Here is a 14104-nt window from a genome sequence, read left to right on the forward strand (position 1 = left end):
AACCGCTGGTCGACAATGTCGAACGGTAGCGGATCATGTCGATGGCCGGATAGCCGGGGAAATTCTACGGCCGTCCACGCACCGGAACAGGCCTGGTGTCCTCGGCCCGCACCGATACCCTGACGTGGTGCGTCCGCCGGCGTGGACGCAAAGCCGACAGCCGTCGCACCCCAGGGAGCTCCAGCATGTCCTCGTCGTCCGCAGCGTCCGCACCACGGACCGGGCCCGCCGCCGACCTCACCCACGCCGAGCGCGTCGCAGCACTGCGGGAGGCGCTCGCCTCCCGCGTCGTCGTCGCCGACGGCGCGATGGGCACGATGCTCCAGGCCCAGGACCCGACGATGGAGGACTTCCAGCAGCTCGAGGGCTGCAACGAGGTCCTCAACATCACCCGCCCCGACATCGTGCGCTCGGTGCACGAGGAGTACTTCGCCGTCGGCGTGGACTGCGTGGAGACGAACACCTTCGGCGCCAACCACGCGGCGCTCGCCGAGTACGAGATCACCGAGCGGAACTTCGAGCTGTCCGAGTCCGGCGCCCGGCTGGCCCGCGAGGTCGCGGACGAGTTCACCGGCGGCGACGGCCGCGTGCGCTGGGTGCTGGGCTCGATGGGCCCGGGCACCAAGCTGCCGACGCTCGGCCACGCGCCGTACGCCGTCCTGCGCGACGCCTACCAGGTCAACGCCGAGGGCATGATCGCGGGAGGTGCGGACGCCCTGCTGGTGGAGACCACGCAGGACCTCCTCCAGACCAAGGCCGCCGTCGTCGGGGCCCGTCGCGCACTCGCGTCCACCGGGATGAACCTTCCGGTGATCTGCTCGGTCACCGTCGAGACCACCGGCACCATGCTGCTCGGCTCCGAGATCGGCGCGGCGCTGACCGCGCTGGAGCCGCTGGGCATCGACATGATCGGCATGAACTGCGCCACGGGCCCGGCCGAGATGAGCGAGCACCTGCGCTACCTGGCCCGCCACTCCCGCGTCCCGCTGGCCTGCATGCCCAACGCGGGGCTGCCCGTCCTGGGCAAGGACGGCGCCCACTACCCCCTCACCGCCGAGGAGCTCGCCGACGCCCAGGAGGGCTTCGTCTCCGAGTTCGGCCTCTCCCTGGTGGGCGGCTGCTGCGGTACGACGCCCGAACACCTGCGGCAGGTCGTGGAGCGCGTGCGGGGTCGGGCCCCGGCCGAGCGCGCCCCGCGCCCGGAGCCCGGTGCCGCCTCGCTGTACCAGACGGTGCCCTTCCGGCAGGACACGGCGTACCTGGCCATCGGTGAGCGCACCAACGCCAACGGGTCGAAGAAGTTCCGCGAGGCCATGCTGGACGGCCGGTGGGACGACTGCGTGGAGATGGCCCGCGATCAGATCCGCGAGGGCGCGCACATGCTCGACCTGTGCGTGGACTACGTCGGCCGGGACGGCGTCGCGGACATGGCCGAGCTGGCCGGACGCTTCGCCACCTCCTCGACGCTCCCGATCGTGCTGGACTCCACCGAGGTGGACGTCCTGCGGGCGGGGCTGGAGAAGCTCGGCGGCCGGGCCGTCATCAACTCGGTGAACTACGAGGACGGGGACGGGCCCGAGAGCCGGTTCGCCAAGGTGGCCGCGCTCGCCCAGGAGCACGGCGCGGCACTGATCGCGTTGACGATCGACGAGGAGGGCCAGGCGCGCACCGCCGAGCACAAGGTCGCCGTCGCCGAGCGGATCATCGACGACCTCACCGGCAGCTGGGGCGTGCACGAGTCCGACATCCTCATCGACACCCTCACCTTCACGATCTGCACCGGCCAGGAGGAGTCCCGCAAGGACGGGATCAACACCATCGAGGCCATCCGGGAGCTGAAGCGGCGCCACCCCGAGGTGCAGACCACCCTCGGGCTGTCCAACATCTCCTTCGGCCTCAACCCGGCCGCGCGCATCCTGCTCAACTCCGTCTTCCTCGACGAGTGCGTGAAGGCCGGTCTGGACTCGGCGATCGTGCACGCGTCCAAGATCCTGCCGATCGCCCGCTTCGACGAGGAGCAGGTCACCACCGCGCTGGACCTGATCTACGACCGGCGCGCCGAGGGCTACGACCCGCTGCAGAAGCTGATGCAGCTCTTCGAGGGCGCCACCACGAAGTCGCTGAAGGCGGGCAAGGCGGAGGAGCTGGCGGCACTCCCGTTGGACGAGCGGTTGCAGCGGCGCGTCATCGACGGCGAGCGCAACGGCCTGGAGGCGGACCTGGACGCCGCCCTCGCCGAGCGTCCCGCGCTGGAGATCGTCAACGAGACGCTGCTCGCCGGAATGAAGGTCGTCGGCGAGCTGTTCGGCAGCGGCCAGATGCAGCTGCCGTTCGTCCTCCAGTCCGCCGAGGTGATGAAGACGGCCGTCGCCCACCTCGAACCGCACATGGAGAAGACCGACGAGGCAGGCAAGGGCACCATCGTCCTGGCCACGGTCCGCGGCGACGTGCACGACATCGGCAAGAACCTGGTGGACATCATCCTGTCCAACAACGGCTACAACGTCGTGAACCTCGGCATCAAGCAGCCGGTCTCCGCGATCCTGGACGCCGCGGCCGAGCACAAGGCCGACGTCATCGGCATGTCCGGGCTGCTGGTGAAGTCCACCGTGATCATGAAGGAGAACCTGGAGGAGCTCAACCAGCGCAGGCTCGCCGCCGACTACCCCGTCATCCTCGGCGGTGCGGCCCTCACCCGCGCCTACGTCGAGCAGGACCTGCACGAGGTCTACGAGGGCGAGGTCCGCTACGCCCGCGACGCCTTCGAGGGCCTGCGCCTGATGGACGCCCTCATCGCCGTCAAGCGCGGCGTGCCCGGCGCGACGCTGCCGGAGCTCAAGCAGCGCCGCGTCGCCAGGCGGGAGGGCGGCCTGCCCGAGCCCGCCGCCCTGGACGACACCACCCGTTCGGACGTCGCCACCGACAACCCGGTCCCCGCCGCGCCCTTCGCCGGCACCCGGATCGTCAAGGGCATCCAGCTCGCCGAGTACGCCTCCTGGCTGGACGAGGGGGCGCTGTTCAAGGGGCAGTGGGGGCTCAAGCAGGCCCGCACCGGCGAGGGCCCGACCTACGAGGAGCTGGTGGAGAGCGAGGGACGGCCCCGCCTGCGCGGCTGGCTGGACCGGCTGCAGACGGACAACCTCCTGGAGGCGGCCGTCGTCTACGGCTACTTCCCCTGCCACTCCGAGGGCAACGACCTGGTGATCCTCGGCGAGGACGGCACCGAGCGCACCCGTTTCACCTTCCCGCGCCAGCGCCGGGGACGGCGGCTGTGCCTGGCCGACTTCTTCCGGCCGAAGGAGACGGGGGAGACCGACGTCGTCGGCCTGCAGGTGGTCACGGTCGGCTCGCGCATCGGCGAGGCCACGGCGGACCTCTTCGCCGCCGACTCCTACCGCGACTACCTGGAGCTGCACGGTCTGTCCGTCCAGCTCGCCGAGGCACTCGCGGAGTACTGGCACGCCCGGGTCCGCGCCGAGCTGGGCTTCGCCGGGGAGGACCCGCGGGACGTGGAGGACATGTTCGCCCTCAAGTACCGGGGCGCCCGCTTCTCGCTCGGCTACGGCGCCTGCCCCGACCTGGAGGACCGGGCCAAGATCGCCGAACTGCTCCAGCCCGAGCGCATCGGGGTGAAGCTGTCGGAGGAGTTCCAGCTCCACCCCGAGCAGTCCACCGACGCGATCGTCATCCACCACCCCGAGGCGAAGTACTTCAACGCGCGCTGAGGGATCGCCGGGCGCCGAGTCGGAGGACGACACCGGAGCGTCGTACACTGATCGATCCGGTACCGGCCGGTTGTCCCGCCCCGCCGGGGGCGGGCAACCGGCCTTCGTGTCCCACGGAGGTTCGCGGATGACCAGCTCGATCCCCGCCGTCGCCACCCGTCCGGCCGAGGGTTCGGCCCTCCAGGCCGTGCTCCTCGACATGGACGGCACCCTCGTCGAGACCGAGGACCTGTGGTGGGAGGCGGAGGTGGAGGTCTTCGCCGAGCTGGGGCACACGCTGGCCGAGGAGCACCGCTCGGTCGTCATCGGCGGCCCGATGACGCGCAGCGCCGCCTACCTGATCAAGGTCACCGGCGCGCGGATCACCGTGCCCGAGGTGTCCCGGCGGCTCAACGCCACGTTCGCCGAGAAGATCGACGGCGAGGTGCCCCTGACGCCGGGCGCGCGCAGACTGCTCACGGAGCTGGCCGCGCACGGGGTTCCCGCCGCCCTCGTCTCCGCCACGCACCGGCGGATCATGGACAGCGTGCTGGGCTCCCTGGGCCGGGAGAACTTCGCGGTGACGATCGCGGGGGACGAGGTCGAGCGCACCAAGCCGCACCCCGAGCCCTACCTCACGGCCGCCCGGCGCCTCGGCGCCGAGCCGCACCGCTGCGTCGTGGTGGAGGACACCGCCACCGGGGTGACGTCCGCGGAGACGGCCGGGTGCCCGGTGGTGGTCGTGCCCTCCCTCTCCGAGATCCCGCCGGCCGCCGGCCGGACGATCGTCGGGTCGCTGGAGGACGTCGACCTGCCGTTCCTGCGCTCACTGATCGCTCCCGCGCACCGCCGGTGACCGTGCCGACCGCGTGCGGTCGGCACGCGGTCGACCGGGGGCGTGCGGAGCGGGACGCGCCTCCGGGGTGACCGGACCGCGCCCGCGACCGTGGCCGAAAACCGACGCGCGGCACCTTCCCGTCCGGTTTCCGTCCGGCGTGACGTTCATCACCGGCCGTCGGCCCGCCGGCCCCGCCTCTGCCGCCGGTTGGCAGCCGGATCACCGCCGACGACCCGTTCGGATGTCCGGTTTCGTGACCGTTCGTCACCTGTGCTCCGTCGTCCGTATATCGGATGCACCCTCCGGGGGCGTCGCCCGTCGGCCGCTGCCTGTGCTTCTCTGGTCAGGCGCCCCGAGCGCCAACTACTAATGTCTGCGTTCGGCCCCCGACGCCTCGGAATCACCGGGGGCCGGACGAGCCGGGACCGGCTCCGGACCAGAGCCGGCCCCCGCATGCGAAGACAAGGTGAGAACGTGCGTGTGAGGAATCGGGCCACCTGGGTGGCGCTACCGGCCAGTGCGGCGCTGACGGCGGCCCTGCTGAGCGGCTGCGGGGTGGGAGAGGGGGACTCCGCCGGGCAGGGGCAGCAGATCGTCATGGGAATGACCGACGACGTGCTCGCCACGGACCCGGCCTCCGGGTACGACCCGGGCTCCTGGCTGGTCTTCAACAACGTCTTCCAGTCACTTCTCAGCTTCCCCAAGGGCGGCACCCAGCCCCAGCCGGAGGCCGCCGAGAAGTGCGAGTTCCAGGACGGCGAGAGCAAGGTCTTCTCCTGCACCCTCCAGGACGGCCTGACCTTCAGCAACGGCAACGACCTCACGTCCAAGGACGTCAAGCACTCCTTCGACCGCACGCTGCGGATCGACGACGCCGACGGACCGGCCGTCATGCTGCAGAGCATCGACCGGATCGAGACTCCGGACGACCTGACCGTCGTCTTCCACCTCAACACCTCCGACGCGACGTTCCCGCAGAAGATCGCCTCGGGCGCCGGTTCCATCGTGGACCACCGCGAGTACCCCGCCGACGAGCTCCGCACGGACGGCGAGGCGGTCGGTTCCGGCGTGTACACCATGGAGAGCTTCGGCCCGAAGGAAGCGGTGTTCGCGCCCAACTCCGGCTACCGGGGCCCGGCCGAGGTGCAGAACTCCGGCCTGACCGTGAAGTTCTACGACGACCCGGGCAAGCTCAAGGCGGCCGTCGAGGAGGAGCGGGTCGACATCGCCTACCGCCACCTGGCCACCGAGGACCTCGCCGAGCTGGAGGCCAGCGCCACCAGCGCGCAGACCGACATCCAGGTCGTGCAGGGCACCAGCGCCGAGGTCCACCACCTCGTCTTCAACCACGACCACCCCGTCACCGGGAAACTCGGCGTCCGGCAGGCCATCGCCTACCTCGTCGACCGCTCCACGCTCATCCGCGACGTGTACGCGCGCACCGCGGAGCCGCTCTACTCGATCGTCCCGGCGGGCATCACCGGCCACAACACGGCCTTCTTCGACCGCTACGGCCAGCGCCCCCAGCCGGCCAAGGCCGAGGAGGCACTCGCGGCCGAGGGCATCACCGAGCCCGTCGAGCTCACCCTGTGGTCCACGCCCGTCCGCTACGGCGCGCAGACCGACGAGGAGCTGGCCGCCATCGCCGAACAGCTCAACGCCAGCGGCCTGTTCGACGTGCAGGTGCGCAGCGTCGACCTGGAGCAGTACGAGAAGGACATCGCGGACGGGAAGTACGGCGTCTACGTGAAGGGCTGGGTGCCCGACTACCCGGACGCCGACAACTTCACGGCACCCTTCTTCGGCAAGGACAACGTCCTCGGCAACAACTACGACGCCGGAGAGATCACCGGGGAGATCCTCCCGCGTGCCGCCGCCGAGTCCTCCCGGGCGGCGACCGTGGGCGACTTCGGCGCCCTCCAGGACCTCGTCGCCGAGGAACTGCCCCTCCTGCCCATCTGGCAGGGCAAGCAGTACGCCGTCGCCCAGGACGGCGTCAGCGGGCTGGAGTGGACGCTGGACTCCTCCACCGTCTTCCGCTTCTGGGAGATCAGCAAGACGCCGGAGAGCTGAGCCGGGTCACGGCCGCCGGGGCCCTGGGAGCGCACCGCGCCCCGGGGCCCCGCGCGTTCCGCGCGGCTCACCGCGTGCCGGGACGCACCAGGCCGCTCTCGTACGCGTAGACGGCCGCCTGCACCCGGTCGCGCAGTCGCAGCTTCGTCAGCACGTGGCCCACGTGCGTCTTGACCGTCGTCTCGCTGACGAACAGGTCGGCGGCGATCTCCGCGTTGGACAGGCCCTTGGCCACCAGCTTGAGCACCTCGACCTCACGCTCGGTCAGGCTGTTCAGCGCGTCCGGGACCGGTTCCTCGCCGGTGGGCAGCTGGCCGGCGTACTTGTCGAGCAGACGACGCGTGATGCTCGGGGCGAGCATCGCCTCGCCGGCCGCCACCACCCGGATCGCCTGCACCAGCTCCTGGGCCGGAGCGTCCTTGAGCAGGAAGCCGCTGGCGCCCGCGCGCAGCGCCTCCACCACGTACTCGTCCAGGTCGAACGTGGTCAGCACGAGCACCTTCGCCGGACCGTCCTTCGCCGGCCCGGTGATCTGCCGCGTCGCCTCGACGCCGTCCATGCGCGGCATCCGGATGTCCATCAGCACCACGTCCGGCTGCAGGGCCCGTACCTGCTCCAGCGCCTGCTGTCCGTCACCGGCCTCCCCGACGACGGCGATGTCCTGCTCCGCCTCCAGGATCATCCGGAAGCCGGTGCGCAGCAGCGGCTGGTCATCGACGAGCAGAACGCGGACAGCCACAGGAACTCCTCCACAGGCCACGGACGACGGTCGCCGCCCATTGTCCCCCAGGGCGCGTCGCGCCGATCACTCCGGGGCCGCGCCCTCCGGCGCCGGGTGCGCCTCGGCCGCCGACGCCGAGCGGGGCTCCGGCAGCGGCAGCACCAACGGGTACGGCGGCGGAGTGCCCCCGAACTCGGGACAGTGCTCCCGGTGGTCGCACCACCCGCACAGCCCGCTCCGGCGCGGGCGCCAGTCCCCGGACTCGGTGGCCTGCTCGATGGCCTCCCACAGGGCCAGCAGCTTGCGCTCCAGGCCCACCAGGTCCGCCTCGTCGGGGTCGTGGGTGAGCACGTCGCCGCTGCCGAGGTAGACGAGCTGGAGCCGCCTGGGCACGACCCCCTTCAGCCGCCACACGACCAGGGCGTAGAACTTCATCTGGAAGAGGGCCTCGGCCTCGAACTCCGGACGCGGCGCCTTGCCCGTCTTGTAGTCGACGATCCGCACCTCGCCGGTGGGCGCCACGTCCACCCGGTCGATGATGCCCCGCAGCCACAGCCCCGAGTCGAGCCGGACCTCCACGAACATCTCCCGCTCGGCCGGCTCCAGCCGCGTGGGGTCCTCCAGGGCGAACCACCGCTCCACCAGGGACTCGGCCTCCGCCAGCCACCGCGCCAACGCCTCGGTGTCCACGGCGCCCGCCGCCCGCCCCTCGGCGTCGGCGCCGCCCGTCGGCCCGTCCGCCGCGAAGAGCGCCGAGAGCTCGGGGCGCCGTTCCAGCAGCCGTTCCCACTCGCCCGCCACCAGTCCCCGCGCCCGGGGGGCGGTGCGGGCGTCGGCGGGCGCGTCGAAGAGCCGCTCCAGCACCGCGTGCACGACCGTGCCGCGCACGGCGGCGGCGCTCGGCTTCTCCGGCAGTTTGTCGATCACCCGGAAGCGGTACAGCAAGGGGCACCGCATGAAGTCGGACGCCCGCGAGGGGGACAACGAGTGCGGCGGCAGGGCCGGACGACGGCTGGCGGTTCCCATGGCGCAGACCCTACGGCCCCGCACCGACATCCGGGCACATACCATCGACCCCAGCACCCCACCCTCCCGCAGCACCGCGGGAGCGGCGCACGGTGCGCGGACCGCAGCAGAGGGGAGCCAGTGGCAGACACCGGTGGCAACGGGGGCGGCGAGGCGCCGCGGCAGGAGCCGCGGCCACCGCGGGGCGGCGACCGGGGCGGTCGGCCGCCCGTCAAACGTCCCCGGGAACGCGGCGGCGGCATCCTCATGGGCCGCCCCTTCGGCGTGCCCGTCTACGTGGCGCCGAGCTGGTTCCTCGTCGCCGCGCTCATCACCTGGGTGTTCGGCGGACAGCTCGACCGCGTCCTGCCCGACCTCGGCACCGCGCGCTACGTCATCGCGCTGTTCTTCGCGGTCGCCTTCTACGCCTCGGTCCTCGTGCACGAGCTGGCCCACACCGTCGCCGCGCTGCGCTTCCGGCTCCCCGTGCGCCGCATCCAGCTCCAGTTCTTCGGGGGTGTCTCGGAGATCGAGAAGGAGTCCGAGACGCCGGGCCGGGAGTTCGTGCTGGCCTTCGTGGGCCCCCTGCTCTCGCTCGTGCTCGCCGGGGTCTTCTACGTGGCCCTGCTCGGCGTCGAGGCGCGCACGATCCCCGGCGTCCTGCTCGTCGGCCTCATGCTGTCCAACCTCATCGTGGCCGCCTTCAACCTCCTGCCCGGGCTGCCGCTGGACGGCGGACGCATGCTGCGCGCCGTCATCTGGAAGCTCAGCGGGGATCCGATGACCGGCACCGTGGCCGCCGCCTGGACCGGCCGGGCGCTGGCCGTCGCCGTCCTCATCGGCCTGCCCCTGGCCACCCACGCCGGGGGACTGGGGGACCAGGAGGTCGGCGGCCTCGGGTCCGTCACCGACGCCCTCCTCGCGGCCATCCTCGCCGCGATCATCTGGACGGGCGCCGGCAACAGCCTCCGCATGGCCCGGCTCCGCGCCCGGCTCCCGGAGCTCAGCGCCCGCGCCCTGACCCGGCGCGCCGTGCCCGTCAGCGCCGAGACGCCGCTGTCGGAGGGCCTGCGCCGGGCGAACGAGTCGGGCGCGCGCGCCCTGGTGGTCGTGGACGGCCAGGGCACCCCGACCGGCGTCGTCCGCGAGACGGGCATCGTCTCCGTACCCGACCACCGTCGGCCCTGGGTCGCCGCCGGCACGCTGGCCCAGGACCTCACCGACGACCTGCGCATCTCCGCCGAGCTCGCCGGCGAGGAGCTGCTCGACCACCTGCGCGCCGCCCCCGCCACGGAGTACCTCGTGGTCGAGGAGACCGGCGAGGTCTACGGCGTCCTGTCCACCGCCGACGTCGAACGGGCGTTCGTCGCCGCGATGGGCAAGCAGCACGCGCACGGCTGACGGGCGACCGCCGCCCCCGTTCCGGCTCCCCGGCCCTCGATTCGGACCGCCGCCGCCGCTCGACTAGGGTGGCACCCATGTCCGAACCGACCGGTGCCGCCCGCCGTCGCGGGCCCTTCCAGGTCGGGGACCAGGTCCAGCTCACCGACCCCAAGGGACGCCACTACACCATCACGCTCGAAGAGGGAAAGAGCTTCCACACCCACAAGGGTGCCTTTCCCCATGACGAGCTGATCGGTGCTCCCGAAGGCAGTGTCGTCCGAACCACTGGAAACGTCGCCTACCTGGCGCTGCGCCCCCTGCTCCCCGACTACGTCCTGTCCATGCCGCGCGGAGCGGCCGTCGTCTATCCCAAGGACGCCGGCCAGATCCTCTCCATGGCCGACATCTTCCCCGGCGCGCGTGTCGTCGAGGCGGGCGTCGGCTCCGGGTCGCTCAGCACCTTCCTGCTGCGGGCCATCGGCGACCAGGGCATGCTCCACTCCTACGAGCGACGCGCCGACTTCGCCGACATCGCCCGGCAGAACGTCGAGCGGTACTTCGGTTCCGCGCACCCCGCGTGGCGCCTGACCGTCGGAGACCTCCAGGACCACCTGGACGACACCGACGTGGACCGCGTCATCCTGGACATGCTGGCCCCCTGGGAGTGCCTGGACGCCGTCTCCAAGGCGCTCGTGCCCGGCGGGCTGCTCTGCGCCTACGTGGCCACCACGACGCAGCTCGCCCGCACGGTCGAGGCGATCCGCGAGCACGGGACGTTCAACGAGCCCGCCGCCTGGGAGACGATGGTGCGCAACTGGCACATCGAGGGTCTCGCGGTGCGTCCCGACCACCGCATGATCGGCCACACCGGCTTCCTGCTCACCGCCCGGCGCCTCGCCGACGGGGTCGAGCCCCCGCTGCGCCGCCGTCGGCCCGCCAAGGGGGCCTACGGGGAGGACTACACCGGTCACGGTGCCGCTTCGGGCGGCGGCGGCCGCCCCTGAGGCCGCTCCCGCTCCCGGCGGCCGCCGTGCCGCCGGGAGCGGGAGCGCACCCGGGCGCCGGGAAGAGCAGGTATGCCGAGGGCGCACGGTTCTCCGGCGCCCGACACGACCTGTGCGCCCCTAGGGCCCTCGCCGTTCCGCCGCTCTGTGACGTGTGGCACCATGCTGGCACCCCGTCAGCGCCACTCTTTTCACAGGAGTCACCCCGCGTGCAGCCCACGGCAGGCTCGGACCTCCCGCACACCCGCTCCCGTTCCCCGCACTGGCTGATCACCGGCGCGGCCCTCGCGGCGCTCCTGGCCGCCGCCGCCCTCGTGCGGCCCGCGGACGCCGCCGGCCCCGCCCCGGGGCCCCCGGCCGGCCCCGACCCGACACAGGCGCGGTACCCCGTCGACTGCGGCCCGTGGGAACTGAAGGTCACCGACCGCGCCGAGGCCGACTTCGACGCCGACGGCCAGGCCGAGACGGTCGCCGTCGTACGGTGCGCCACCGGCGCGGGCACACCGCCCAGCGGCATGTTCGTCCTCGCGCACCCCGCCGACCCCGGCGGCGCGCCCCGCGTCGCGATGACCCTGGTGGAGCCGGCGGACCAGCACAGCGTCGACGCGCTGACGGTGCGCCGGGGGACGATAGCGGCGACGCTGCGCGGCTACTCCACCCCCGAGGTGCCCCGCTGCTGCCCCGACCGTGAGCTCGACGTGCGGTGGCGGTGGCAGAACGGTGCCTTCACCCGGGACTCCGTCGGGGCGGCAGGCGCCCCGGTGTGAGGGGCGCGGCGGGTCAGTCCGCCTCCGGTCCGTAGACCTCCACGCCGTCCGTGGCCCGGCGGACGTGGATGCACTCGCCCGGACAGTCCTTCGCGGACTCCGCGACGTCCCGCAGCAGCGGGAGCGGGACCGGGACCGTCGCACCGGCCTCGGTGCGCAGCTCGTCGTCCTCCCCCTTGACGTAGGCCAGCCCGTCGATGTCCAGCTCGAAGACCTCGGGCGCGTACTGCGCGCAGATGCCGTCGCCGGTGCACAGGTCCTGGTCGATCCAGACCTCCAGTGCGGTCTGCTCGCCGGTCGCTGTCTCGTTCTGCACGGTCATGTCCCCTGCCGTTTCCTGCGTGGCGTGATCTGACGGGTGCCCGCGTGGACGGGTGTTGACGCCTCCGACGATACCCGCGCGCGGCCGTCCACCGGGCTGGGGGTCGGGCTCCACGCCTCGGCCGCCGTGACCGGTCTCCGGGTGTCGACGGCGGCCGGTTCCCGCCCCTCGCGGCACTCCGCGAGACGGCCGTCGTGCGCCGGAACGGCACCCGCACCGCCGCCGTCGACCGCCCCCCGGGGCGTGATCGGCGTGGTGCGCTGGGGAGTTGAGGGCGTCGGGACGCGGCGCGTAACCCCAGGTCCGGGCAGGTGCGTCGGTTCCGCGCCCGGGATCCCGTCACCGCCGGTGACCGGGCGATGTTTGGCGGGTGGGTATCCCCTTGGCGTGAGGGAGCGCGCAAGGGTGAAGATCGGACACACCCCGACAGTCTTTGTGATCTAGGGGTTTCAACCACCACGGGCCCAGGTAGGGTCAGGAAGCGTCCAGCTCCCCCAAGAGGAGGTGAGGACCGTGGCAGCCCACGACGACGACATCAACCGCGGCCCCCGGCCCGGTCGGGGTTCCGAAGACCCCGCCGGCCAGGTCGCATATCTCGAGCAGGAGATCGCCGTCCTGCGCCGCAAGCTCGCCGACTCTCCGCGGCACACTCGGATTCTCGAGGAGCGGATCGTCGAGCTGCAGACCAACCTCGCGGGTGTCTCCGCGCAGAACGAGCGGCTCGCCGGCACGCTCCGGGAAGCCCGCGACCAGATCGTCGCCCTGAAGGAGGAGGTCGACCGGCTCGCGCAGCCACCCGCCGGCTTCGGCGTGTTCCTTCAGGCCAACGAGGACGGCACGGCCGACATCTTCACCGGGGGGCGCAAGCTCCGGGTCAACGTCAGCCCCGGCATCGAGCTCGGGGACCTCCGCCGGGGGCAGGAGGTGATGCTCAACGAAGCGCTCAACGTGGTCGACGCCATGGAGTTCGAGCGCGCGGGGGACATCGTCACCCTCAAGGAGGTCCTGGAGGACCGCGAGCGCGCCCTGGTGGTCGGGCACACCGACGAGGAGCGGGTGGTGCGGCTCGCCGAGCCGCTGCTGCGGACGACGCTGCGCGCCGGTGACGCCCTCCTGCTGGAGCCCCGTTCCGGGTACGTCTACGAGGTCGTGCCCAAGAGCGAGGTCGAGGAGCTGGTCCTCGAAGAGGTTCCGGACATCGACTACACCAAGATCGGTGGCCTGGGCGGCCAGATCGAGCTGATCCGGGACGCCGTCGAGCTTCCCTACCTCTATCCGGACCTGTTCAAGGAGCACGAGCTGCGTCCGCCCAAGGGCGTGCTGCTCTACGGCCCGCCCGGCTGCGGCAAGACGCTCATCGCGAAGGCCGTCGCCAACTCCCTGGCGAAGAAGGTCGCCGAGGTCACCGGCAAGCCCGCCGGGAAGAGCTTCTTCCTCAACATCAAGGGCCCCGAGCTGCTCAACAAGTACGTCGGCGAGACCGAGCGGCACATCCGGCTCGTCTTCCAGCGGGCCCGGGAGAAGGCCAGCGAGGGCACGCCGGTCATCGTCTTCTTCGACGAGATGGACTCCCTCTTCCGCACCCGCGGCTCGGGGGTCAGCTCGGACGTGGAGAACACCATCGTCCCGCAGCTGCTCTCCGAGATCGACGGCGTGGAGGGGCTGGAGAACGTCATCGTGATCGGTGCCTCCAACCGCGAGGACATGATCGACCCGGCCATCCTGCGCCCCGGCCGCCTCGACGTGAAGATCAAGATCGAGCGCCCGGACGCCGAGGCCGCCAAGGACATCTTCTCCAAGTACCTCACGTCCACCCTGCCGATCCACACCGACGACCTCGCCGAGCACGCGGGCGACGCCAAGGCGGCGGTCGCGGGGATGATCCAGTCGGTCGTGGAGCAGATGTACGCGGAGTCCGAGGAGAACCGCTTCCTGGAGGTCACCTACGCCAACGGTGACAAGGAAGTGCTGTACTTCAAGGACTTCAACTCCGGTGCCATGATCCAGAACATCGTGGACCGGGCGAAGAAGATGGCCATCAAGGCCTTCCTCGACCACGACCAGAAGGGTCTGCGCGTCTCCCACCTGCTCGCCGCCTGCGTGGACGAGTTCAAGGAGAACGAGGACCTGCCGAACACCACCAACCCGGACGACTGGGCCCGCATCTCCGGCAAGAAGGGCGAGCGGATCGTCTTCATCCGCACGCTGGTCACCGGGAAGCAGGGCGCGGACACCGGGCGCTCCATCGACACGGTGGCGAACACCGGTCAGTACCTGTAGTGACGAC

At 71.8% G+C, this 14104-nt stretch carries 10 protein-coding genes; 7 read left to right on the plus strand and 3 right to left on the minus strand.

The window, feature by feature from the left end:
- The first annotated feature begins 185 nt into the window (after window positions 1-185).
- The 3 genes from metH to IF129_RS08255 all read left to right on the plus strand — a co-directional run bounded on the left by metH (window position 186) and on the right by IF129_RS08255 (window position 6615).
- Window positions 186-3725, plus strand: a complete 3540-nt coding sequence (gene metH / locus IF129_RS08245; RefSeq protein ID WP_191208860.1) for a methionine synthase — start codon at window positions 186-188, stop codon at window positions 3723-3725.
- 127 nt (window positions 3726-3852) lie between these two features.
- Entirely contained in the window at window positions 3853-4560 is a 708-nt protein-coding gene (locus tag IF129_RS08250; protein ID WP_191208861.1) for an HAD family hydrolase, read from the plus strand.
- A gap of 462 nt (window positions 4561-5022) precedes the next feature.
- Window positions 5023-6615, plus strand: coding sequence for an ABC transporter substrate-binding protein (locus IF129_RS08255; protein ID WP_381480403.1), 1593 nt, complete (start codon window positions 5023-5025; stop codon window positions 6613-6615).
- 67 nt (window positions 6616-6682) lie between these two features.
- On the opposite strand, the gene IF129_RS08260 is transcribed toward IF129_RS08255, so the two are convergent.
- Both IF129_RS08260 and IF129_RS08265 read right to left on the minus strand, forming a co-directional pair.
- On the minus strand, window positions 6683-7354 hold the full coding sequence (locus IF129_RS08260; RefSeq protein ID WP_191208863.1) for a response regulator: 672 nt from the start codon (window positions 7352-7354) through the stop codon (window positions 6683-6685).
- 66 nt (window positions 7355-7420) lie between these two features.
- Window positions 7421-8362: a RecB family exonuclease gene (locus tag IF129_RS08265; RefSeq protein ID WP_224754612.1), complete on the minus strand. Its 942-nt coding sequence runs from the start codon at window positions 8360-8362 to the stop codon at window positions 7421-7423.
- Between the two features lie 120 nt (window positions 8363-8482).
- Here IF129_RS08265 and IF129_RS08270 point away from each other — a divergent pair, with 120 nt between their 5' ends.
- From IF129_RS08270 to IF129_RS08280, 3 genes are all read left to right on the plus strand, one after another.
- On the plus strand, window positions 8483-9742 hold the full coding sequence (locus IF129_RS08270; RefSeq protein ID WP_191208865.1) for a site-2 protease family protein: 1260 nt from the start codon (window positions 8483-8485) through the stop codon (window positions 9740-9742).
- Window positions 9743-9819: 77 nt separating this feature from the next.
- Window positions 9820-10728 carry a tRNA (adenine-N1)-methyltransferase gene (locus IF129_RS08275; RefSeq protein WP_191208866.1) on the plus strand — a complete coding sequence of 303 codons (909 nt, stop codon included), beginning with the start codon at window positions 9820-9822 and terminating at the stop codon, window positions 10726-10728.
- Between the two features lie 209 nt (window positions 10729-10937).
- The gene (locus IF129_RS08280; RefSeq protein ID WP_191208867.1) at window positions 10938-11495 is read left to right on the plus strand and encodes a hypothetical protein; all 558 of its coding nucleotides are present in this window, start codon (window positions 10938-10940) and stop codon (window positions 11493-11495) included.
- Window positions 11496-11508: 13 nt separating this feature from the next.
- Here IF129_RS08280 and IF129_RS08285 read toward each other — a convergent pair whose 3' ends face one another.
- Entirely contained in the window at window positions 11509-11817 is a 309-nt protein-coding gene (locus IF129_RS08285; RefSeq protein WP_191208868.1) for a ferredoxin, read from the minus strand.
- A gap of 513 nt (window positions 11818-12330) precedes the next feature.
- On the opposite strand from IF129_RS08285, the gene arc reads away from it, so the two are divergent.
- Window positions 12331-14097 carry a proteasome ATPase gene (arc, locus tag IF129_RS08290; RefSeq protein WP_191208869.1) on the plus strand — a complete coding sequence of 589 codons (1767 nt, stop codon included), beginning with the start codon at window positions 12331-12333 and terminating at the stop codon, window positions 14095-14097.
- Window positions 14098-14104: the final 7 nt, after the last annotated feature.

This window comes from Streptomyces chumphonensis, assembly GCF_014779715.1.
In the GTDB taxonomy this organism is placed as follows: Bacteria; Actinomycetota; Actinomycetes; order Streptomycetales; family Streptomycetaceae; genus Streptomyces; species Streptomyces chumphonensis.